This window comes from Candidatus Nitronereus thalassa (assembly GCF_032191465.1).
In the GTDB taxonomy this organism is placed as follows: Bacteria; Nitrospirota; Nitrospiria; order Nitrospirales; family UBA8639; genus Nitronereus; species Nitronereus thalassa.
In genome coordinates, this window is sequence record NZ_JAQOUE010000002.1 from 601,406 (window position 1) to 622,767 (window position 21,362).

Here is a 21,362-nt window from a genome sequence, read left to right on the forward strand (position 1 = left end):
GACGTTTCCTACACCCCTCTTTCGAGAGAATCATAATTTTCTTACCGGTTCAGAGTTAAGAATAGCAAAGGGGAGAAAAATAAGAGAAAGGGATGGGGATTAGAACAGCGTTGGTCAATGAGAAATCATCAAACTACCCGACCCAGCATATCCCCGAGCCATACTGCGATGAGGCCAAAGAAGACTTGTACTGTCACATTGGCCATGGCTTGCACAAGGGCTGCATCTCGAATCAGTGCAAGGGTCTCAGAGCCAAAGGTCGAGAAAGTCGTAAACCCGCCAAGCATACCGATCATTAAAAAAATTCGAAGATCCGGTCCAATTATCTGTCTAGTCTCAGATAGGCCGTTTAATACGCCAATGAGCAAGCATCCCAGAACATTAACCGCCAAGGTTCCCAAAGGGAACTCTGCGAGCGGTACCATCCGGTGAACGAATCCTGACAAGAGGAATCGGAACACCGACCCCATGAATCCGCCAATGCCCACTAAAAATATTTGAAATGCCATCAATCAATTCTGAGACAGAGAATCATCAAGAACGTGCGACCTTCATTTTCACCAAAGGGCTCTCATCCATTTGCCAAAAAGCAATGCCCCCCAACAACCCCGCCACATTAGAAATCAGCGTCACATTTTCAGGCAACTCCAAGGTCACCTTTTTGGCATTGCCCCCACCCATATACAACCGGTCATAATTAAACAACGCTTCAAGAGACTCGATGGCCAACTTCAAACGATGATTCCATTTCTTTTTGCCTATCTCTTTAAGCACCTTATCTCCCAATTCCTCTTCATAGGTTTTTTTGCTTCGAAAGGGATGATGAGCAATTTCCAAATTCGGCACGAGCCTTCCATCCACAAATAACGCCGAGCCAAAGCCCGTCCCCAAGGTCACGACTAATTCCACTCCTTCGCCCTGAATCGCGCCAAACCCCTGCACGTCAGCATCGTTGGCAGCTCGAACCGGCTTTCCGAGCCATTGCTCAACATGATGAACCAGATCAAACCCTTTCCAGGAAGGATCCAGATTCGGCGCTGTGATAGTCACACCCTTGCGAACGACACCAGGGAATCCGATCGACACACGATCAAACACGCCTTGGCCTTTGGCTAATTCCGCAATGGTATCCAAAATGGCCTGAGGCGTCGCAGGCCGAGGCGTAACAATACGCCCACGCTCCGTCACAGGGTGGCCTTTATCATCCAACACGATGGCCTTCACTCCGGTCCCCCCAATATCAATGGCCAAGGTCCGCACGGACTTTTTGGGGTTGGGGTTTCGGTGTTTGCTTGCCTTGGTTTTTTTCTTCATGCAACCTCCTGCACGTCGATGGCTTCTCAATGTGTTTTCAAGCGAATTGGAATTTTAGTCTTAAGAGAACTTCAAAATATTCCTAATGTTCGATCGGCGAATTACGCCGTAAACCAAAGTCTAAGAGCAAACACTATTACCATAACGGTCACAACATGACGTACCCACTCATGCCCTTTGAGAATCGTCAATCTCACTCCAATCAACCCACCCAATACCGTGCCTCCCGCCAAAGCCAGCCCCAACGGCCAATGCACCTTTCCCTGCCACACAAACAACAGGAGAGACAGACTTGTAAACCCCAGTACCGTTAAAACCTTCACCCCATTGCCCTGGACCAGATTCAAACCCAACACCGATGTCATCGCCAAAATTAAAAACCCCACTCCTGCCTGGACAAAACCGCCATACACTCCAATCAAAAAAAACCCGGATGCCGTGATAACTCCTCGCACCGGAGAAGAATGAGTCCCAGCCATAGGCCTGCCTCCTTGGGGACCCCACAAAGTCCACAGCGTAATCCCAACCATAAAAAAAGCCAACAACTTTTGGAAAGTCGCTTCTTGAAGGGAAAGAGCAAGCCACGTTCCTAATGGGGCACCGGCCACCGCCGGCATCACGGCCCATCGTAAGGCTTGCCAATCAAGCACCTTATGCCGGTGAAAGCTCCACACTGCAACTAGGTTCTGAAAAAAAATTCCAACACGATTGGTGCCATTGGCCACAGAGGGCGGCAGACCAAGAAAAATCAACAATGGCAAGGTGAGAAAAGAACCACCACCCGCGACCACATTTAATATTCCCACAAATACTCCCAACAAAAATAAGAGGCTATTGGCAATTAGTGATGAAGCTGGGTCGCCGGCCAAGAACCAGTCAGCTGATAGGGCAAGTTCCATGAGTTCTTATTCTTTCAAATTAAACGCAAAAGCGTTCATTGAGATTCATTCAGCAACCGCAACAACACGGAACATAAAAAGAGCCGCCTTCCCAAATGGAAAGGCGGCTCTTCGTCGGCGCATACACGCCACAAACAGACTTGCCTTCGCTTACCTCGACCCGCCTATCATGGACAGTCGAGCCTTTTTGCCGAAAGTTGCCCTGGGGTTTGCTTCCCGCCACCGAGGAAATATCATTTATTCTTAGTGGAGTCGTCTGTATTTTTTCTGCTCATCTTAAGCACATGCCAACGGGCATGACCACCAAACAGACAGCACGAACGCCAGCTAAAAGCAAAAAACCCGCTGTGAGAGGAAGGCACTCTTCATCATAGGCGGGACCAACTGGTCAGGTGGAGTATCGTCTTGCATTGCCAGACCCTCCTTTGTGTGTCGAATCGAGGAGTGAGATTTCCCCTCGGGAAATACCTCCAATATGAGGCAAGAAAAAGGCTACGCCGAATCAAGAATGATGTCAATGACTTTGACCAAACAAATCAAGCCTGGGTCGCGGGGAACTGCACTGCTTTCGACGATGTTGCCTCCGTCGCCGAAGGGTTTCAATCGTAGAGAGTGAGGAAAAAGAAGGCTGAGATTGACGAGTCCCTATGATACCCACCCATGCACAAGTAAATCCTAATAAGACCAGGCATGCCGCCGCAAAAGCATCAAAAGACAACAACGGCAACACGATCACTTTTTCAGATAACCGTGAACCAAACAATTCACCACGGCTCAAGATAATTGGGGTCGAGAGAAAGAACCCAATCAGGAGTCCACCAACAAACCGCTTAAGTGGGCTAATCATACTTTAACTCGTTTCCTTATCGCTCATCTTTCATCCATTCACGGAAACCTTTTGAATCCAGCATGAGATCTTTAGGTGTTCAATCCGTGAAGCTAATAGGCGTGAGTATTGGTCAGGACTTGCTTTCCCTTCTCAAGTACGGAATCCACATGTTGCATGACTTGACCACCCATGTGGGTCATTTCGTCTTGAGCTTTGTTGAGTTGCACCCGAATCTGCCCACGCGTCACACGGCCAGAATGAGGCGCAAATAACATTCCCAAGCCAGCTCCTACGGCCATGCCACCGGCAACCATTCCTGTCCTTATCAACACTTGTCGAAGCATAGACATCCAACACCTCCTTGCTAGAAATAGAGTAGGGTTTCCCACCGCTCGTAATCCGAGGGGAGAGAGTTTCTCTAAGCAAGTGTGCCCCCCTCCAGGAATTCGGTAAATACGCGGTTTGAAGTAGAAATTGGTGAAGACCTACCAATCTCAAACTAGGGGAAAAGCAAAATTCTACCTAGGAAAGCACCTGCCTAGACCGAAGCCTTCCCACATTGGAGTTTTTGTGCCCCCCTACCGATAAGTGGGGCATGAGCGTGTCGATGTTTACGGTTAAACCTGATTTTACCCCCCATGACCAGCTTCGCCTGTTAGAGGCCTGGGATGCCTGGGGCATTTCACGTGACCAACAACGAAGTTGGCAAATTCAACTTTTTGGCCCTGGATTCCACTCCCACCTCTCAGACTATTGTAGTTACCAAACCATTCACGCCAAAGACGACCAACTCGAACTTCCTTTTGACATTGAAGTGTCCGATTCTCCGATTTCTGAATAAATAATTTGGAAATTCACATCAGATCAGCGGTGTATATCTCCCCCTTTTCAAACCCAGCCAGTAGTACTTTCCTCTCACGTAAGAAATTTTGTGCAGAGCTCAATACAGAAACATAAGAGAAAAAATAGGAAAGTCACTTTATCTGCGCACATCACCCAGGAAAGATTTGACTAAACTCCATCGAAGAAGAAATAGACGCGGTTAAGTTTCACCAACAAAGGCCGAAGTCACTGAAATAACCATTATTTACCCATCCATAAAAGGAGGCATTTCATGGATGTTTCAGCTGTAAGTGCAGCGAGCGCCGGGCACGAGGTTCATACCAAAGCCTCTGCCTCAGAAAAACAATCCCCACCACCGCCACCTCCTGCTCAAGGTGATTCAGTGGAAATTTCCGATGATGCCAAAACCTTGGCGTCTAAATCCGTGTTAGACGAATAACACGTCTCCCTAGAAGTGGTACGTCAAGGGAGGGACGTACCTCTTACCCATCACAGTTTTTTGGTTTTCTCCTGCATTTGCCTAAGCGAATGGCAACCCATTCTGGATTCTACTATTTCCCGACACCCTCCAAGACAAACCCTGTCACCAGAAAAAACCAAAGGGTTTTAATCCATAGATTCCTGACAACAGATAGATTAATATTTCGGAATTGACACCTAGACATCCGGACGGACATCCTATAGAAAGTCTATATCTTCTGAAGTAGACCCAACAGGGCACATGAGATATCAGTGACTAATCAAACCAAAACACAACAATTTAAAAATCTACTTCTTTCAGATCAGTTGGAGTTTATTTGCGAAGCGCATAATGGGCTGAGTGCCAAGATCGTAGAAGAGGCGGGATTCAAAGGTATCTGGGGAAGTGGGCTGACGATTTCCGCTCAGTTTGGAGTGCGGGACAATAATGAGGCGAGCTGGACCCAAGTGTTGGATAACTTGGAATTCATGTCCGACGCGACACAGATTCCCATTTTACTCGATGGTGATACCGGCTATGGCAACTTCAACAACATGCAACGGCTCATTCGGAAGCTGGAACAACGCCACATTGCCGCCGTGTGCATCGAAGACAAACTATTTCCAAAGACCAATAGTTTTTTGAAGGGCGATGCCCAACCCATGGCGGACATGGATGAATTTTGCGGGAAGATTAAAGCCGGAAAAGATGCGCAAACCGACGATGATTTTTGTATCATTGCACGAGTCGAAGCGTTTATTTGCGGTTGGGGATTAGCCGAGGCGTTACGACGCGCCGAAGCCTATCATCAGGCTGGGGCCGATGGCATTTTGATTCATAGTGCCCTGGCTATTCCCGACGAGATCTTAGCATTCAAACGCGAATGGGGAAATCGTAGCCCGGTGGTCATTGTCCCCACCAAGTATTATTCCACGCCAACAGAAATTTTCAGACAATCGGGATTTTCCATGGTCATTTGGGCCAATCATCTCCTTCGGTCCGCAGTGACTACTATGCAAAAAACTGCTCAAACGTTAATGGAAAACCAGCACCTGCTAGCCATCGAAGATCGTATCGCCCCAGTATCTGAGGTATTTCGTCTACAAGGCGCGGCCGAACTCCAAGAAGCAGAGAAACGCTATCTTCCACAGAACGCCGAGAACATGGCCGCCATTGTTCTTGCCGCCTCTCGTGGTGATGAACTAGGCGAGCTCACAGAAGACAAGCCGAAAACGATGGTGCCGATTCAAGGCATGCCAATTCTTTCGCATATTGTGGATGCTTATAACGCCGTAGGCGTCAAAAATATTACCGTCGTTCGCGGGTATAAAAAAGAAGCGGTTACGCTCCCAAACCTCACCTATGCGGACAACGATGATTTTGCCAGCACTGGAGAATTAGATTCCCTACTCAAGGCGCTTCGCACAAAAAAAGGCACCTTCCAAGACACGATTATTTCCTACGGTGATGTCTTGTTCAATCAATACATTCCCCAAACACTCTTCCATGCACCGGAAGACTTTGTCATCTCCGTGGATAGCCAATGGGAAGGGAGAACCAGCTATAGCCGCCTTGGAGGGTTCGCCGAATGTACTACTCCAAATTCCCGGAAGGCCTTTCATTCCAAAGTCTATCTCACGAAATTAGGGCACGATGTCACGGAAGGCTCGATCCATGGCGTCTGGATGGGGTTCCTCAAAGTATCTTCCAAAGCATGCGAACAACTCCAAGAAATTTTAGAGCATCTACTAGCCGATCCGGCCAACCGGAAAGCCGGCATGTCTGAATTGTTTCAAGAATTACTCCGGCGGAATCATTCCATCCGCGTACTGTATACGGTCGGGCATTGGCTTGATATTAACAGCCTTGAAGATGTCGTACAGGCTGGAGAGTTTTAACCTCAATTTTCATTGACACGAGACCATCGTCTCAAATAGAAATCCCCCATGCTGAACCCCGAACAATTTTTTGAATGTCTTCAACACCATGGGGTGTCATTTTTTACGGGCGTCCCCGACTCGCTTCTCAAAGACTTTTGTGCCTGCGTCACGGAGAAGGCTGCCGCCCACCAACATATTATTAGCGCCAATGAAGGGGGAGCCGTAGGCCTCGCGGTCGGTTATCATCTCGCCACCGGAAAAATTCCGTTGGTGTACCTTCAAAATTCCGGGGTAGGAAACATTATTAATCCGCTGTTGTCGTTGGGCGACCCTGAAGTCTATGCCATTCCTATGTTATTCGTCATTGGATGGCGAGGAGAACCAGGCGTGCATGATGAGCCGCAACATAAAAAACAGGGGCGCGTGATGCTCCCGATGCTGGATTCAATGGAGATTCCCTATGCCATTGTCAGCCTGGAAATGGCCGAGGCCGAAGTAGCTATCAAACAAGCCCTTCACGAAGCCCATTCCAACCAGGGCCCCTATGCCCTTATCGTGCGAAAAGGCACGTTTAGCTCATTTCAACTTCAGCAACCACAAACCCCGGCCATGGAATTGACCCGGGAAGATGCGATTCGCGAAATACTTGAGGAACTTGGAGGTCAGGATATTGTCGTCTCCACCACCGGCATGCCCTCTCGAGAAGTCTTTGAAACCCGAGCCCACAAAAATCAAGGGCACCAACGCGATTTCTTAACCGTCGGAGGGATGGGGCATGCGTCACAAATCGCTTTGGGTATTGCGCTTCAAAAACCCCACAGACAAGTCTTTTGCTTGGATGGCGATGGTGCGACACTCATGCATCTGGGAGCCCTGGCCATTAATGGATCCCTCCAGCCACAAAATTTCCACCATATCGTGCTGAATAATGGGGCCCACGATTCCGTGGGGGGGCAACCTACTGTGGGATTCCAGGTAGACTTTCTCCAAATGGCCAAAGCCGCAGGTTATCAAACAACAGCTCAGGTACAATCGGCTGAAGGAATCAAACACGAACTCACCACACTTCGAAAATCCCCAGGTCCGCATTTACTGGAAATCCGTGTCAAAAAAGGCGCAAGAAAAGATTTGGGAAGACCAACCTTAACTCCCATTGAAAACAAACAGGGATTCATGAGGTTTCTTTCCTAGGCTAGGAAGACGTTATGCGCAAGGCGTAATATATGAAACGAGAATTTGCCAACGAATTTAATTCCGCGGCACAATAACGATAAAAATTTTCCTCAACCATTAATCATGAAAACAATCACAACCTACAATGGCATTTCCATACCTGCTTTCATGTATGGAACAGCCTGGAAAAAAGAGGCCACAGCCAATCTCGTCCAATTGGCGGTCCGTGCGGGCTTTAAAGCCATCGACACCGCCAACCAACTGGTCCACTATAATGAAGCCCTAGTTGGCGAGGCCCTACTTGCCTTGGCCAATCAAGGCATCTCACGAGACTCCTTATTTCTTCAAACTAAGTTCACCCCAGTTTCAGGCCAGGACCATCGCACCCCATATGACCCGATGGCCTCTCTTACAGACCAAGTTGAGCAATCGTTCGAGAGCTCTCTTCAACATCTGCATACGGATTACCTCGATTCTTACATGTTACATGGGCCCTATTCGCGATACGGGTTAGGAAAAGAAGACTGGGAGGTGTGGAAGGCTATTGAAGGAATTTACCAATCAGGTCGAGCAAAAATGATCGGCGTCAGCAATATGACAGCTAGCCAGCTCAATCTGCTCTGCGAGAAAGCCACGGTGAAACCGATGGTCGTTCAGAATCGGTGCTATGCGGCCTTGGGATGGGATAATGAGGTTCGAGAAATTTGCAAGATACAGGATATCATTTATCAGGGCTTTTCCCTATTGACAGCCAATCAGAATGTATTAAGAACTGCGGAGATAGGAAAGATTGCTCAACGAGTCGGGGCGGGACCGATACAAGTCATTTTCCGGTTCTCACAACAAATCGGAATGCTCCCCTTAACCGGTACCACCAACGAGCAGCATATGAAAGACGATTTACATAGCGAACACTTCGACCTTACCTCTCAAGAGCTCACGCAAATTGAAAAAATGGGGTTATGATTTCTTGACCTCCGTTGCCTGGGTTTCTGATTTCTCTGAATCACTAGATTCTTTCCCCCCGGCATCAGATACTCCATCATTCGTCTTCTGAGAGGAATCTTCAGTTTTCTTTTCCGTGTCCACCGCCTTCACATTTTTATTCTGATCACCCTTATTCTGATTTCCCTTATTCGACTCTGCCCATCCCTGGGATACCTTATTCTGACCGGCTGAGGAACCCATACTAATCTTTCCATTAAAGGTCACCCCGTTGTCCATGGAAAGTTTCGGGGTGGAAATAGAGGCATCGATAACCGCGGGCGATTTAAGTTCGACTCGCTGGCTGGCGGTAATTTCCCCTTTAATTCGCCCGCTGGCAATAACCGACCCAGCTCGAATTTGGGCTTTCACGTTGGCTTGTTCACCGATAAACAGAATGTCGGTTGTTTCAATTTCCCCATCGAAGGTTCCATCGATTCGAACATTGCCTTTATACGTAAGAACTCCAGAAAACTGCACCTCGTGACCCACAAACGCCACGATATCTCCGAGTTCCGACAAAGTTCTACCCGCCGTACGTTTGGAGTCTTCATTTTTTTCATTATCCATGGAATTCCCTTTCATCCTGAAAGATACCCTCAAAATCCCCAATTCGGAGACACCCTACAAGAAAAACGCGTTTGCTTCAATGCAGAAACCTATTTTTCCTTTCTCATTACCGCCAGACCGAACCACCTAGAGGAGAAAATACCAAATCACCGAAGAAAACAATCACCTAAATCTTAACTCCACCCAGTGATGGCACATCGCCATGCCATTTTGCCTACGTAGCATTCGCTCCATTACCACCTCTCAATTAAGATATTAAGCGAACCACTCGAAATGCCGAACATGAAGACAGGATTCTCCCTGGTTCCCTTCATCCGTGTCACTCTGATATTGCGAGGCCAATGATATGCGGTGGATATTTCGAGCGGTGTTCCTCATTCTGATTCTCATCCCGGTTTCCGTAGTTGGGGCAGCCTATTTGGCAATCGAAGACCAACCCTTAATCCAACGCGACGTTCGACTCACGCCGAAAGAAGTGCAACAAGCGAAAAAGCTGTTTAAGGAACATGATCCTCGATCATTACAACATGGCGAAGTGAAAACTATCACGGTGAGCAGGCAGGATTTAGACTTGGCACTCAATTACCTGGTGCATTTGGTTGGGAACGGCGGTTCCATCGTGACCGTCACGGATGGATATCTCATGAGCAAAACCACGGTCAAACTCCCCAAGAATCCCGTGGGAGAATTCATTAATGTTGATCTGGGAATTGCCCAAACAAAAGACCGGCCACAGTTAGCCCATTTACGAATCGGACAACTCACAATTCCCCAATGGCTGGCCGAAAAGAGCCTTCAGCTCGCTCTTAGCCGAGCGTATCATGACACAGGGTCACCAGCAGCTAGTGAGATCATTCACCAGGTCGCCATTCACCCTGACCACATTCAAATTACCTATCAATGGAATTCTTCCATAACGGAAATTGTACGAAGTACCTTGGTGAGTCCGGAAGACCAGGAGCGACTCAAGGCCTATCATCAACGGCTCACCCAGGTCAGCACCACCATTGGATCACAATCCACCGTGTCTCTCGTCACCCTCATGCAGCCCTTGTTTGCGTTGGCACAAGAACGTTCCAAAGACGGCAACGTCATTCAAGAAAACCGGGCCGTCATTCTGGTACTTGCGGATTATATTAATGGCCGAGGGTTGCGGCGGCTGGCTCCCGATTCCGAGCATTGGGCGCAACCCATTCAGCATAAAGTCACCTTGTCCGGACGAAAAGATTTTTCCCAGCATTTTATCATTTCCGCGGCCTTGGCCATGGAAGGTGGCGATATGATCTCCAATGCCATCGGCCTCATGAAAGAAGTGGATGATTCCCGTGGCGGCAGCGGGTTTAGTTTCACCGATTTGGGCGCTGACAAAGCCGGCACACGTTTCGGCCAACTGATAACCACATCTAAGTCAGGTCCACAGCTCCAGCAAAAACTCGCCCGCGCCATTCGCGAACAAGATTTCATGCCGGAAACTAAAGACCTTCCTGAAGGTTTATCCGAATCAGAATTTCTCCAACGTTTTGGTGGAGTGGATAGCCCACGGTATAACAAGGTGGTCGCCAAAATTGACCAACGGGTCGCCGATCTTCCTCTCTATCGAAATTAGACCTTTCTCTTAACAATCCAAATGTTGTCCGCCCATTTCTGAGAAACAACTTTCCCTGCGAAACAGAAAGGCAGCACTCCAAAAAGATCATGGAATTCCTGTGCTCCTCAGCATACTACGCTCTTTACTTCTAATCGTTCTGCATCATCCTCTCTAGAATTCACCTTGACTCCACTTCCCCGGAGGCTTATGATTTTTATATAACATGGCTTGGGGGGTCGCTAATGGGATAATCCTCGGGCTTCTGCCTAGCACTACGTCTGAAGAAACAAAACTAAGCCTTTTCGGTGATGACAACCGAAAAGGCTTTTTTAATTCCCCCATGTCATCCACAATATTATGTCACCCTCAAAACCGCGTAAATTTTGCCTATAGAAAGGGAAGGAGAGACGCGGCCAAAGACTCGCAAGTCGGCACAGCACCCATTGAGAATGATGGGAAGGTTGTGAGTGGGGGAAGAACCCCCTGCCATCAATAACCATCTGTATTCTTCAAAGGAGGTGTATCATGTCAACTCCCAAATCCTCATCATTTTTTGGATCAACCCAAACCACCAACGGTTGCGTCATGGTGGTGGAGGACGATCCAAATATCAGAAACCACGTGTCCAAACTTCTGGAGAAAAAAGGGTATGACGTCATCGAGGTAGAAAACGGCACAAAGGCCATTGAAACTATTGGATCTGGAGAGAACCCCTTGGTAGTCGATGTGGTCATTGCTGATATCGACAAACCCAAGGGCATGGAAGCCATTAACTTCCTTAAAAAAGAGTATCCCCGTGTGTCAGTGATCGCATTAACGGGATTGGAAGAGAAGTTAAAGACCACTCAAGTAGAAACCAAAGTGGTCATTCTCGGGGCAGGAAAAGGTGGCTCTGCGTTTCTTGACCTATTGAATCACCTTCCCGAAGTCGAAATTGTAGGCATCGCGGATAAAGTCGCCTCAGCTCCTGGATTAATTAGCGCCCGTCAACTTGGGGTCCCTGTTTGGGATAATATCATAGAACTTATCGCCCAGGAGGACGTGAATCTGATTGTGGATGTCACCGGGAACCCTGAAATGGCTCAGATTATTGAAAAACATAAAAGCGATACAGCCGAAATTCTTAGTGGGACTGCCTCAAAACTTCTCTGGGATGTGGTCCGATACGAATCACAGATGCAAAGCCATGTCCTCCAAACGGAAAAGATGTCTAATCTCATGAAGGCTGGAATGATCTTTGATTACCTCATCAAGCCTGTAAAAGAAGATAAAATTAACTCCGTGATTATCCAAGCCATGGATCACCGGGAAATCGCCAAGCTCTAAACACACTGACCCTGGCCATGAGGATGTAAACCATACATAGCAGGTCCACAAAAGAACACCGTTACAGGGAAAAAACATACGCACCATAGGAGAGAAGAAATACACCTCTGCTGTGGTGCCTTCCCAGACATTTACCCTCCCCCAAATCCGTCTTTTTGAATGGCAGAGAGTTCGCAACTTCATCCTAAAGGCCGTCAAACTTGTCGCTAAAAATTGCTCGGCCAGATATCCGATCGCGTTATCCAATTTCTCGAGATTCCACCTCCAACCACCATGGTCGTTCGTGTTGCGAAGCCATACGAAAGGCCTTAGGATTCCTTTCCAGACAAAAGGATTCGAATCAATTCCATCATGGCAAAGAGTTGGGGTTGATCATTTCCCAACAGGCGCAGCAACTCAAAACCATACGATGAATAACTCTCTTCAGGCCATCTCATTATCAGGAATTTTGTGGGCCTTTGCGCCAACGCTCATTGTTTTGGCCATTCTGTATGGATGGAAGCTCAATTTAAACGCTACACTGCATGCCATCACACGCATGTTTGTTCAATTACTGCTCATCGGATATGTCCTCGTGTTTATCTTTGAGACCGAACATGCCGGCGTAATTCTTTCAGTGTTAGGGGTGATGCTAGTTGCGGCAAGCTGGATTGCATTACGACCAGTCAAAAATAAACACCCTCGGCTCTACCAAGATGCACTCCTCGCCATTGTGATTGGCGGAGGACTCACTCTGGGGCTAGTCACTCAAGTCATCCTCGAAGTCCAACCCTGGTTCTTGCCACGGTATGTAGTCCCTTTGGCGGGAATGCTCTTTGCCAGTGCCATGAACGCCGTCAGCTTAGCTGCTGAACGTTTCGAGGCAGAATGCGGAAGAGACCGTTCCTATGCCGAAGCCAGAAATACGGCACTACGTGCAGCCCTTATCCCTGTAACCAATTCATTGTTTGCCGTCGGGCTAGTTTCCTTGCCCGGCATGATGACTGGTCAAATTCTTTCCGGCATTTCCCCCCTCATCGCGGCCAAGTATCAAATAGTCATTATGTGCACCGTCTTTGGCAGTTCTGGAATTTCCGCAGCTCTCTATTTGACATTCGCAAAGAAGCATTCATCCCTAAAACAAATAGATGCCCCGATTCATTGATTTCCCGGCACTACCGAGAGCCAGAAAACCCCAACTGCCGCCAGGCTTCATAGACGACCACCGCCACGGCATTACTCAAATTGAGACTCCGGCTCTCGGGTCTCATGGGAATACGAAGACGATGTGAAAGTGGCAAGGTATCCAAAAAATCGACAGGAAGGCCTCGGGTTTCTGGTCCAAAGATCAAAGCATCGCCAATCTGAAAGGAAACTTCCTGATAGGGCTGCCGGCCCTTCGTGGTGATTCCAAATATTCTGCCAGGCTTTCTTTTTTCCAGATAGGCATCCAAACTTTCATGAACCGCCATGTTGGCTAATTCACGGTAATCAAGCCCCGCTCGTCTGGCCTTTTTGTCATCGATTTTAAAACCCAAGGGCCGGATCAAATGTAAGGGGAAGCCTGTGTTCGCACAGAGCCGGATAATATTCCCCGCGTTTTGAGGAATTTCCGGTTGATAGAGAACAATATCGAGCATGGAAGCGGTAGTGGTTGGAAATGAAAAAAGAACGGCTGCGATTTAAACTCACAGGGACAGGTTTAGAGAGGGACGGGTGACGCTATTAATTGGATCCACAACATTTTTTATATTTTTTTCCGCTTCCGCAGGTGCAGGGATCATTCCGTCCGACTTTGGGTTGGGCACGAACTACCGTCTGTCCTTTGGGTTGCACACTGTCATGGTAATACCACGTCCCATCCTGTTTTCGAAATAGGCTGAGTTCATGATGAATTTGTGGGCCTTCATCTGTGAGAAAGGTGGCTTTAAATTCAACCGTACCACTTTCATCATCCGGACCTCCCTGCTTGGTCTCAACAATTTCTAATCCTTGCCAATTCGTTGACTCCGCCCATTGCCGGCTCCCCTGCATATCAATATCGGCACGGCTTTTCGGATCATGGGTACGCTCGATAAAATCCATTTCAATCTGCGTATAGGCGGTATACCTCGCCCTCATGAGTTGCTCGGCCGTCGCAGCTTGTTTTTTCCCTTTAATGAGCGGCTCACAACACTGACTGTACTTCGCCCCACTTTGACATGGACATTCCATTCGACACTCCAATGAAGGTTAGACCAAAATGGTCTTCTTGTACTTCCCTAAGAAAGAGAAGTCAAAAGTCTCCATTCCAGGCATTTCAAGAAATTTCTTAATCCGCCACAACGAAATGTCGTGTACTTCTTGAAATATCACGGTTCCTCTTTTTTTTATTGTGCCTAGTCACCAATAGAATCAATGCGTTACATTGAGTTTGTATTGGCATGCCCTGTGCTAGTATGAATCCAGGCAAAAAGGCAAGATAAACTAGGAATTAATCGGAGTACAAGAATGCCCATGTACGCTATGAAGTATTATTGGAAAACCTATACGACCCTCACCCTCCTGACTATTGCCCTTGCTCTCGGGATGGGAGGTGCGGTTTTCCATTACCTGACTCAAGCCTATGCTTCAAAAACGGACCAGGCTCCGGAACACATGCCTACACCAACTGTTGATGTCGTCACGCTACAACCACAGTCTGTGCGCACGTGGAGGGAATTTTCAAGCCGTTTACGAGCAGTGGATTATGTCGAAGTCCGTCCGCAGGTAGGAGGCACCATTACTCAGGTACTTTTTGAAGAGGGGGCCATCGTTCATAAAGGGGATCCTCTTTTTGTGATTGATCCAAGACCTTTTGAAGCTGAATTTGCAAGTGCGCGAGCGGAGTTAGAATCGGCCCGCTCGCGCGCCACTATGGCCAAACAGGAACTGAGCCGTGCGCAAGGGTTGGTAAAAAAGAACGCTATCTCTCAAAGCCGTTTTGATGCGGCCACCAATGACTATAAAGTTGCGATAGCCTCAATCAACGCAGCCAAGGCACGAATCACACGCGCCACACTTGATCTCGAATATGCGCATATTAAGGCACCAGTCACCGGACGAATCAGTCGCGCCGAAATTACCGAAGGCAATGTCATTGAAGCCGGTCCTAACGCCCCAGTACTGGCCACAATTGTTTCCGTGGATCGACTCTACGCAGAGTTTGATGTGGATGAACAGACCTATGTCAGCACCAGACGCCAGGCAACTGGAGACACAATGCCTGTTCAGTTAACACTGACGAGTGATCAAAGTGTGATCTATGAAGGGATCATTCACTCATTCGACAATCAACTCGATACCACGTCTGGCACGATTCGGGCTCGGGCTATATTTTCCAACACTGATGGCGTCCTGGTTCCAGGAATGTTTGCCACAGTTCAAATGGGGTCTCCGACAGAACAATCAATGTTGCTCATTAATGATCGAGCAGTGCGAACGGATCAAGATAAGAAATACGTGTATGTGGTGACACCTGAAAATACTGTCGCCTACCGCGAGGTCAAACTCGGTCGAGCCATTGAAGGAAAGCGTATGGTCCATTCGGGTCTCGAAGCGGGAGATCAAGTCCTGGTAAACAGTTTGCAACGTGTGCGCCCAGATATGGAAGTCCAGCCAATCGAACTCTCGAACTCCATCACGCCGAAATTTGAATCATGAACATCGCAAAATTCTTTATCGATCGCCCAATTTTTGCGGGAGTGCTCTCCACCCTTATTTTTTTGGGCGGCCTCATTGCCATGTTTCAACTTCCGATTTCGGAATATCCGGATGTCGTCCCCCCCTCCGTGTTGGTGAACGCGCAATTTCCTGGCGCCAATCCCAAGGTTATTGCCGAAACCGTCGCCACGCCTCTGGAAGAACAAATTAATGGCGTGGACAACATGCTGTATATGTACTCGCAATCAACCTCTGACGGAAAGATGACGTTGACGGTCACCTTTGAATTGGGGACAGATCCAGATCTTGCTCAACAGCTCGTGCAAAACCGCGTATCCCAGGCTCTGCCGCGCCTCCCTGCCGTTACCCGCCAGTTAGGGGTCACCACAATCAAAAGCTCTGCCGACCTGACCATGGTCGTCCATCTGAAATCACCCAACGACCGATATGACATGCTCTACCTCCGTAACTATGCGGTCCTCAATGTCAAAGATGAATTAGCCAAAATTCCCGGCGTCGGGCAGGTCCTGCTCTTTGGCGCTGGCGACTATGCCATGCGCCTTTGGCTGAACCCCGAAAAAATTGCCGAACGCAATCTCACTGCGGGAGATGTGGTGAATGCAGTCCGAGAGCAAAACGTGCAGATCGCGGCTGGCATCATCGGTGGTGCGCCATATGCGGATGTCGTTGAACTTCAGTTGCCCGTCAATGCCAAAGGTCGACTGGAAACTCCAGAAGAATTTGAAGAGATCATTATTCGGACAGGTCTCAATGGACAAATCACCAGGCTCAAAGATGTGGCAAAGGTAGAAATGGGCGCTTCGGAATATGCTCTGCGCTCGCTCCTGAATAACAAAAATGCCGCCGCCATCCCCATCTTTGCTTCACCAGGCGCCAATGCGTTGGATATTTCGAATAATGTCCGCCACAAAATGGAAGAGTTGAAAAAAAACTTTCCTGAAGGCCTGGATTATAGCGTGGTTTACGATCCGACCGTTTTTGTCAGGGGTTCGATTAAAGCCGTCATTAAAACCTTACTCGAAGCCGTCGCCTTAGTGGTATTGGTGGTGATTTTGTTTCTTCAAACATGGCGGGCCTCGATCATTCCGTTGCTCGCCGTGCCTGTCTCCATTATTGGCACCTTTGGGCTCATGTACCTGTTCGGATTTTCCATAAACGTCCTCACGCTGTTCGGACTGATTCTCGCCATTGGCATCGTGGTGGATGATGCCATCGTGGTCGTGGAAAATGTGGAACGCAATATTGAAAATGGCCTTTCACCCAAAGAGGCCACGTACAAAGCCATGCGTGAAGTCAGCGGCCCGATCATCGCCATTACGTTGACCCTCGTTGCCGTGTTCGTGCCAATTGCGTTTACCAGCGGGCTCACTGGACAGTTCTACAAACAATTTGCCTTGACCATTGCCATTTCCACGGTCATCTCTGCGTTCAACTCGCTGACCTTAAGCCCCGCCATAGCAAGCTTGCTGCTCAAACCTCAAGGCCAAGCCAATGATTGGCTGACACGGAGCATGAACAAAGCCTTTGGCCCGTTTTTTCAGGGTTTCAATCGTTTTTTTCGCTTTAGCTCAGAAAAATATTCAAGTGGCGTGGGGAAAACTCTGGCCCGTCGAGGTGCAGGGCTTGCCCTCTATGTAGTTTTACTCGTCATGGCCTACGGCATGTTCAAAACGGTGCCCAACGGTTTTGTGCCAGTGCAAGACAAACAATATCTCGTCAGTTTTGCGCAATTGCCTGATGGCGCAACGTTGGACCGTACGGAAGCCGTCCTTCGCGAAATGTCGGACATGGCACTACGCATCCCTGGCGTGGCCGGGGCCGTCGGCTTTCCAGGACTCTCGATCAATGACTTTACCAATAGTTCAAGCGCCGGGATCGTGTTTCTCCCACTTGATGATTTTGATCAGCGCACCGATCCGTCGAGGTCAGCCTTCGCAATCACCCAGACCCTTCAACAACAATATAACGGCATTGAAGAAGCCTTTGTGGCGATTTTTCCACCACCACCAGTCCAAGGTCTCGGCACCATTGGAGGGTTTAAACTGCAGATCGAAGACCGAACCGACCAAGGCTATCAAGCCTTGCAGGAGGCCGTGGGGAACGTCCTGGCCAAAGCCTATGCCTCTCCAGAACTGACCGGAGTATTCTCCAGCTACAAAATCAATGTGCCGCAATTGTATGCGGAATTGGATCGTACCAAAGCCAAGCAACTTGGGCTCAATATCAATGAAGTGTTTGAAGCCATGCAGGTCTATCTCGGCTCGCTCTATATCAATGACTTCAATGCCTTTGGACGCACTTATCAGGTCATTGCCCAAGCCGAAAAACAGTTTCGCGATGCACCGAACGATATTCTGAATCTCAAGGTTCGAAATCAACGTGGGGAAATGGTGCCTCTAGGATCAATCGTGCACATCAGCGAAACCTTCGGACCGGAATCGGCTCAACGATATAATGCCTTCCGCGCCGCGGATCTGAATGGGAATGCCGCGCCTGGATATTCTTCAGGCCAGGCACAGGAAACAATCACGCGAATCTTAGAAGAAACGCTTCCACAGGGCATGCAATTTGAGTGGACGGACCTCACCTATCAGCAAATACTGGCCGGGGATACTACAATGTATGTGATACCTTTGGTGCTGTTCCTTGTGTTCTTGGTGTTGGCTGCACAATATGAAAGTTTGACTCTTCCGCTCGCGATCATACTCATCGTTCCGATGAGTATGCTGTCGGCTTTAATCGGTGTGTGGCTGTCAGGAGGCGACAATAATATCTTCACCCAGATCAGTTTGTTTGTACTCATGGGACTCGCGACGAAAAACGCGATCCTCATTGTGGAATTTGCACGCGAGCTGGAGCATCAAGGCCAAAGCATTGTCCAAGCTGCCTTGGAAGCCTGTCGTTTGCGATTACGCCCAATTCTCATGACCTCATTTTCGTTCATTATGGGTGTCCTGCCGATGGCCATCTCTTCTGGCGCGGGAGCGGAAATGCGAAATGCCATGGGTATTGCCGTGTTTTCAGGCATGCTGGGTGTGACCTTTTTCGGACTTTTTCTCACGCCTGTGTTTTATGTCGTCTTACGCAAGCTGGAAACCCGCACGACTAAAACGGAAATTACCAAAGATGAGCTGAGTCATGATGTGGTTCCGAATAATTAATAATCCCAGGCTCATATTCCTGATCGGAAGTCTGCTGGCATTGTCGGCCTGCTCCGTTGGGAGGGAATACCACACACCGAAAACCGAGACCTTGGCTCAAGACAAATTCTTGGAACAAGACCAGGGACGTTTTCGCGCAACGGAACCAGTTGCCGCATGGTGGCGACAATTGGGGGATGACCAACTTACCTTGTTGGTGGAACAGGGGCTTGAGCATAACCTGGATATTCAAATTGCCCTCGCAAATCTGCAAGAAGCTCGCTTCTTGTTGAGTGAGACCACTTTCGATCGTTTTCCCACAGTGGAAACTCAAGGAAAAGTGACACGCCAATTACAAAGTAAAGAAGCGATATTTCCGCCATTTGGCAACCGGACGCAGACCACCTATAACGCCGGGTTTGATGCATTCTGGGAACTCAATTTGTTTGGCCGTGTCAGCCAGCGAATCGCCGCATCCGAAGCCAATTTAGAGGCACGGGAGGCAGATCTTGATGCCACCTATGTCACGATCGCTGCGGAAGTCGCTCGAACCTATGTAGAACTCCGTGGTGGGCAATACCGTCTCGAGGTCGCGAGGCGAAACGCGGACAATCAACAACAGACCTACAACCTGACAAAGGACTTGTTTGAAGCCGGCGCCAGTGACGGGCTGGACATGGAACGCGCACGAACGCAATTAGAATTGACCAAGTCCACAATTCCACCACTCGAAGCCGAAGTGAACTCGGCCATGAACCGCCTTGCAGTGCTGACCGGACAACCCCCAACGACGTTTCATGTAATGTTACAGTCCGTAGAGCCGCTTCCGTCCATTCCCACCACCGTCGACGTTGGAGACCCAATGGCCCTGCTTCAACGCCGGCCGGATATCCGGGCAGCCGAGCGAGACCTTGCAAGCGCAGTTGCGGAATATAATGTGAACGTGACGGATCTCTATCCTAATGTCACGGTTAAAGGAAGTCTTGGGTTTTCCTCGACGTCGATTTCCGATCTCGTCACAGGATCAGCAGGAACATATCTCATCGGCCCACAAATCAACTGGGCCGCATTCAACCTTGGCCGTGTCTTCGCTAGGATAGATGCCGCAGATGCGCGGGCCAAGGCCCGCTTGGCGTCCTTTGAAAAAACCGTATTGCGAGCTCTGGAAGAAACTGAATCCGCGATGGTTAATTTTTCCCGGCAGGAACAAAGCCGCGCACGCCTCCAAGACGCCGCGGTCTCAAGCGCGAAGGCCGCAAAGTTTGCAGAGGAACGATTCGACGCTGGAATTGATAATTTTCTGGATGTACTCGTCGCTCAGGCGACGATGCTGGAAGCGCAAGATCGTTTGGCTAACAGCGAGATTAATGTTGCGTTGAATTTGGTGGCAATTTATAAAGCCCTCGGTGGCGGATGGCAGGTAAAAACTCCCTCGACCAACCTATCGACCGATGTAGCTGTCGTCCCCACCGCTACGCGACAAGACATTGTTGATTCGTTTATGCAGAAGGTGCCTACATCAAAAGGCCAGTAATAAACTGCCAGCTATGATTTCTGAGTTACAACCTCATTCAGTTAAGGCGTCCAGGCCGGTATACGGATAGATACACGGAATTGGCCTTTTTTCTAATCCACGGAAATCGAAAGAGGGTCCGAATCTGGCTGGCATATTGCCCAATATTGGCTTGTTGCCATAGCCCTTTTTCAAAATAGGGTTGATTCTCCAAATCACTGACAAACCCCGCGAATTTCTTTTCTGTAAAAAAACTCACGGCCCAACTATTCGTCCACCTCGGTTGACAATGCCGGACATAATCATCCACCTCGTAAAGCAAGGCTTGCGCCTTCGTCAGATCCATCATGACGGTTTCACTCGTCAGAAGAAACAGCACATCGTGGTCGTGAGGAATACGGATAAGTCCAATCGCATCCTGTAACTTCTGACACAGAAGCTCATCAATGATGTAGACATCAGGCTGTCCCGGATCACCTTTGGGAATCGTGACTGAATGTGGTGCATCCTTTTGGCAAACGAATTTTATGCCAGACGGTGGACAATCCCACTGAAGAAGGACTCCGGACTGCTGAATATTCTCCAATAACGACCGAATCTGATGATTCAAGACAATCCTATCCTGAACCGACTCTCCAGGAAGCAGGCGAATACTTCGTGACCCAAAATTTCCGAGAAAGGAGGTTTGGATGAGAGGAAGGTGCTCTCCCTCCAGACGAAACGCTTTAAACCATTTGGAATCATTCGGAGGTGTCCATGGAAGATCATGAACATCGACAGAAACTGGCTCCGCACTGACATTGGTTAAGTGAACGTGAAACTCATACAAGCTTGGCTGAGGTTTTTTTAACGAAACCTCTAAGGCCAAAGGCAATCGGGGTTCCTCTTCAGGATCATCGCCCGAATTTGCGGCAGGGATCAGGGAAGGAACCCCAGCCACTCCTAGCCCCCCCAGAAACACCACGGCATAAAAAACAATCATGGCCCATCTAGTTACCATGGCGCAGACGGTCTTCGAATAAAAAGATTGGCTCCATGCCTTTTTCATATTAAAACGCACCCTTAATCTAAGGGGAGACAACCCCGGCTCCCCCGCCTTCGGCCATCTATCCTATGCTATACTGAATACATGATTGCATATGAAAGTTTTTTCCTTTAAGAA

Annotated in this window: 21 protein-coding genes; 12 read left to right on the forward strand and 9 right to left on the reverse strand. The window is 48.7% G+C overall.

The window, feature by feature from the left end:
- Positions 1-128: 128 nt before the first annotated feature.
- From crcB to PPG34_RS18100, 5 genes are all read right to left on the reverse strand, one after another.
- A complete protein-coding gene (gene crcB, locus PPG34_RS18080) occupies positions 129-509 on the reverse strand; it encodes a fluoride efflux transporter CrcB (RefSeq protein WP_313834850.1) in 381 nt (126 codons plus the stop codon).
- Between the two features lie 25 nt (positions 510-534).
- Complete coding sequence (locus PPG34_RS18085; protein WP_313834851.1) at positions 535-1,314, reverse strand: ROK family protein; 780 nt, start codon at positions 1,312-1,314, stop codon at positions 535-537.
- A gap of 101 nt (positions 1,315-1,415) precedes the next feature.
- Positions 1,416-2,213 carry a sulfite exporter TauE/SafE family protein gene (locus tag PPG34_RS18090; protein ID WP_313834852.1) on the reverse strand — a complete coding sequence of 266 codons (798 nt, stop codon included), beginning with the start codon at positions 2,211-2,213 and terminating at the stop codon, positions 1,416-1,418.
- Positions 2,214-2,727: 514 nt separating this feature from the next.
- Complete coding sequence (locus PPG34_RS18095; RefSeq protein WP_313834853.1) at positions 2,728-3,060, reverse strand: hypothetical protein; 333 nt, start codon at positions 3,058-3,060, stop codon at positions 2,728-2,730.
- A 92-nt stretch (positions 3,061-3,152) separates the two neighbouring features.
- Positions 3,153-3,392, reverse strand: a complete 240-nt coding sequence (locus PPG34_RS18100; RefSeq protein WP_313834854.1) for a YtxH domain-containing protein — start codon at positions 3,390-3,392, stop codon at positions 3,153-3,155.
- A gap of 257 nt (positions 3,393-3,649) precedes the next feature.
- Between PPG34_RS18100 and PPG34_RS18105 the strand changes: the two genes are divergently transcribed.
- The 5 genes from PPG34_RS18105 (at position 3,650) to PPG34_RS18125 (ending at position 8,364) form a co-directional block, all read left to right on the forward strand.
- Positions 3,650-3,883, forward strand: a complete 234-nt coding sequence (locus PPG34_RS18105) for a hypothetical protein (RefSeq protein ID WP_313834855.1) — start codon at positions 3,650-3,652, stop codon at positions 3,881-3,883.
- A 273-nt stretch (positions 3,884-4,156) separates the two neighbouring features.
- Positions 4,157-4,324, forward strand: a complete 168-nt coding sequence (locus PPG34_RS18110; protein ID WP_313834856.1) for a hypothetical protein — start codon at positions 4,157-4,159, stop codon at positions 4,322-4,324.
- Positions 4,325-4,617: 293 nt separating this feature from the next.
- Complete coding sequence (gene aepX / locus PPG34_RS18115; protein ID WP_313834857.1) at positions 4,618-6,243, forward strand: phosphoenolpyruvate mutase; 1,626 nt, start codon at positions 4,618-4,620, stop codon at positions 6,241-6,243.
- Positions 6,244-6,291: 48 nt separating this feature from the next.
- Positions 6,292-7,416, forward strand: coding sequence for a phosphonopyruvate decarboxylase (gene aepY / locus PPG34_RS18120; RefSeq protein ID WP_313834858.1), 1,125 nt, complete (start codon positions 6,292-6,294; stop codon positions 7,414-7,416).
- Positions 7,417-7,521: 105 nt separating this feature from the next.
- Entirely contained in the window at positions 7,522-8,364 is an 843-nt protein-coding gene (locus PPG34_RS18125; RefSeq protein WP_313834859.1) for an aldo/keto reductase family protein, read from the forward strand.
- Here PPG34_RS18125 and PPG34_RS18130 read toward each other — a convergent pair.
- A complete protein-coding gene (locus PPG34_RS18130) occupies positions 8,359-8,952 on the reverse strand; it encodes a bactofilin family protein (protein ID WP_313834860.1) in 594 nt (197 codons plus the stop codon). The two genes, PPG34_RS18125 and PPG34_RS18130, sit on opposite strands and share 6 nt — an antisense overlap.
- A 346-nt stretch (positions 8,953-9,298) precedes the next feature.
- On the opposite strand from PPG34_RS18130, the gene PPG34_RS18135 reads away from it, so the two are divergent.
- The 4 genes from PPG34_RS18135 (at position 9,299) to PPG34_RS18150 (ending at position 13,010) form a co-directional block, all read left to right on the forward strand.
- The gene (locus PPG34_RS18135; RefSeq protein WP_313834861.1) at positions 9,299-10,558 is read left to right on the forward strand and encodes a hypothetical protein; all 1,260 of its coding nucleotides are present in this window, start codon (positions 9,299-9,301) and stop codon (positions 10,556-10,558) included.
- A gap of 507 nt (positions 10,559-11,065) precedes the next feature.
- A complete protein-coding gene (locus tag PPG34_RS18140; protein ID WP_313834862.1) occupies positions 11,066-11,866 on the forward strand; it encodes a response regulator in 801 nt (266 codons plus the stop codon).
- A 200-nt stretch (positions 11,867-12,066) separates the two neighbouring features.
- Positions 12,067-12,279 carry a hypothetical protein gene (locus PPG34_RS18145; protein ID WP_313834863.1) on the forward strand — a complete coding sequence of 71 codons (213 nt, stop codon included), beginning with the start codon at positions 12,067-12,069 and terminating at the stop codon, positions 12,277-12,279.
- The gene (locus PPG34_RS18150) at positions 12,276-13,010 is read left to right on the forward strand and encodes an ABC transporter permease (protein ID WP_313834864.1); all 735 of its coding nucleotides are present in this window, start codon (positions 12,276-12,278) and stop codon (positions 13,008-13,010) included. Before PPG34_RS18145 ends, PPG34_RS18150 begins: the two co-directional genes overlap by 4 nt.
- A 10-nt stretch (positions 13,011-13,020) precedes the next feature.
- Here PPG34_RS18150 and trmL read toward each other — a convergent pair whose 3' ends face one another.
- Together trmL and PPG34_RS18160 are read right to left on the reverse strand one after the other, a co-directional pair.
- Positions 13,021-13,485 (reverse strand): tRNA (uridine(34)/cytosine(34)/5-carboxymethylaminomethyluridine(34)-2'-O)-methyltransferase TrmL, encoded by a 465-nt coding sequence (trmL, locus tag PPG34_RS18155; RefSeq protein WP_313834865.1) that lies wholly within the window; start codon positions 13,483-13,485, stop codon positions 13,021-13,023.
- A gap of 85 nt (positions 13,486-13,570) precedes the next feature.
- Positions 13,571-14,059: a YchJ family protein gene (locus PPG34_RS18160; protein WP_313834866.1), complete on the reverse strand. Its 489-nt coding sequence runs from the start codon at positions 14,057-14,059 to the stop codon at positions 13,571-13,573.
- Positions 14,060-14,335: 276 nt separating this feature from the next.
- Between PPG34_RS18160 and PPG34_RS18165 the strand changes: the two genes are divergently transcribed.
- From PPG34_RS18165 to PPG34_RS18175, 3 genes are read left to right on the forward strand one after another with little or no spacing between them, the layout of a single operon-like run.
- Positions 14,336-15,526 carry an efflux RND transporter periplasmic adaptor subunit gene (locus tag PPG34_RS18165; RefSeq protein ID WP_313834867.1) on the forward strand — a complete coding sequence of 397 codons (1,191 nt, stop codon included), beginning with the start codon at positions 14,336-14,338 and terminating at the stop codon, positions 15,524-15,526.
- Positions 15,523-18,708 carry an efflux RND transporter permease subunit gene (locus PPG34_RS18170; RefSeq protein ID WP_313834868.1) on the forward strand — a complete coding sequence of 1,062 codons (3,186 nt, stop codon included), beginning with the start codon at positions 15,523-15,525 and terminating at the stop codon, positions 18,706-18,708. The genes PPG34_RS18165 and PPG34_RS18170 overlap by 4 nt, the downstream gene beginning before the upstream one ends.
- Entirely contained in the window at positions 18,686-20,221 is a 1,536-nt protein-coding gene (locus PPG34_RS18175) for an efflux transporter outer membrane subunit (protein ID WP_313834869.1), read from the forward strand. The genes PPG34_RS18170 and PPG34_RS18175 overlap by 23 nt, the downstream gene beginning before the upstream one ends.
- A 37-nt stretch (positions 20,222-20,258) precedes the next feature.
- Here PPG34_RS18175 and PPG34_RS18180 read toward each other — a convergent pair whose 3' ends face one another.
- On the reverse strand, positions 20,259-21,248 hold the full coding sequence (locus PPG34_RS18180) for a hypothetical protein (RefSeq protein ID WP_313834870.1): 990 nt from the start codon (positions 21,246-21,248) through the stop codon (positions 20,259-20,261).
- Positions 21,249-21,362: the final 114 nt, after the last annotated feature.

Coding starts and splice junctions, on each gene's coding strand:
- crcB (WP_313834850.1), bottom strand. CDS start 509: ATGGCATTTCAAATATTTTTAGTGGGCATTGGCGGATTCATGGGGTCG.
- PPG34_RS18085 (WP_313834851.1), bottom strand. CDS start 1,314: ATGAAGAAAAAAACCAAGGCAAGCAAACACCGAAACCCCAACCCCAAA.
- PPG34_RS18090 (WP_313834852.1), bottom strand. CDS start 2,213: ATGGAACTTGCCCTATCAGCTGACTGGTTCTTGGCCGGCGACCCAGCT.
- PPG34_RS18095 (WP_313834853.1), bottom strand. CDS start 3,060: ATGATTAGCCCACTTAAGCGGTTTGTTGGTGGACTCCTGATTGGGTTC.
- PPG34_RS18100 (WP_313834854.1), bottom strand. CDS start 3,392: ATGTCTATGCTTCGACAAGTGTTGATAAGGACAGGAATGGTTGCCGGT.
- PPG34_RS18105 (WP_313834855.1), top strand. CDS start 3,650: ATGTTTACGGTTAAACCTGATTTTACCCCCCATGACCAGCTTCGCCTG.
- PPG34_RS18110 (WP_313834856.1), top strand. CDS start 4,157: ATGGATGTTTCAGCTGTAAGTGCAGCGAGCGCCGGGCACGAGGTTCAT.
- aepY (WP_313834858.1), top strand. CDS start 6,292: ATGCTGAACCCCGAACAATTTTTTGAATGTCTTCAACACCATGGGGTG.
- PPG34_RS18125 (WP_313834859.1), top strand. CDS start 7,522: ATGAAAACAATCACAACCTACAATGGCATTTCCATACCTGCTTTCATG.
- PPG34_RS18130 (WP_313834860.1), bottom strand. CDS start 8,952: ATGGATAATGAAAAAAATGAAGACTCCAAACGTACGGCGGGTAGAACT.
- PPG34_RS18135 (WP_313834861.1), top strand. CDS start 9,299: ATGCGGTGGATATTTCGAGCGGTGTTCCTCATTCTGATTCTCATCCCG.
- PPG34_RS18140 (WP_313834862.1), top strand. CDS start 11,066: ATGTCAACTCCCAAATCCTCATCATTTTTTGGATCAACCCAAACCACC.
- PPG34_RS18150 (WP_313834864.1), top strand. CDS start 12,276: ATGAATAACTCTCTTCAGGCCATCTCATTATCAGGAATTTTGTGGGCC.
- trmL (WP_313834865.1), bottom strand. CDS start 13,485: ATGCTCGATATTGTTCTCTATCAACCGGAAATTCCTCAAAACGCGGGG.
- PPG34_RS18160 (WP_313834866.1), bottom strand. CDS start 14,059: ATGGAATGTCCATGTCAAAGTGGGGCGAAGTACAGTCAGTGTTGTGAG.
- PPG34_RS18165 (WP_313834867.1), top strand. CDS start 14,336: ATGCCCATGTACGCTATGAAGTATTATTGGAAAACCTATACGACCCTC.
- PPG34_RS18170 (WP_313834868.1), top strand. CDS start 15,523: ATGAACATCGCAAAATTCTTTATCGATCGCCCAATTTTTGCGGGAGTG.
- PPG34_RS18175 (WP_313834869.1), top strand. CDS start 18,686: ATGATGTGGTTCCGAATAATTAATAATCCCAGGCTCATATTCCTGATC.
- PPG34_RS18180 (WP_313834870.1), bottom strand. CDS start 21,248: ATGAAAAAGGCATGGAGCCAATCTTTTTATTCGAAGACCGTCTGCGCC.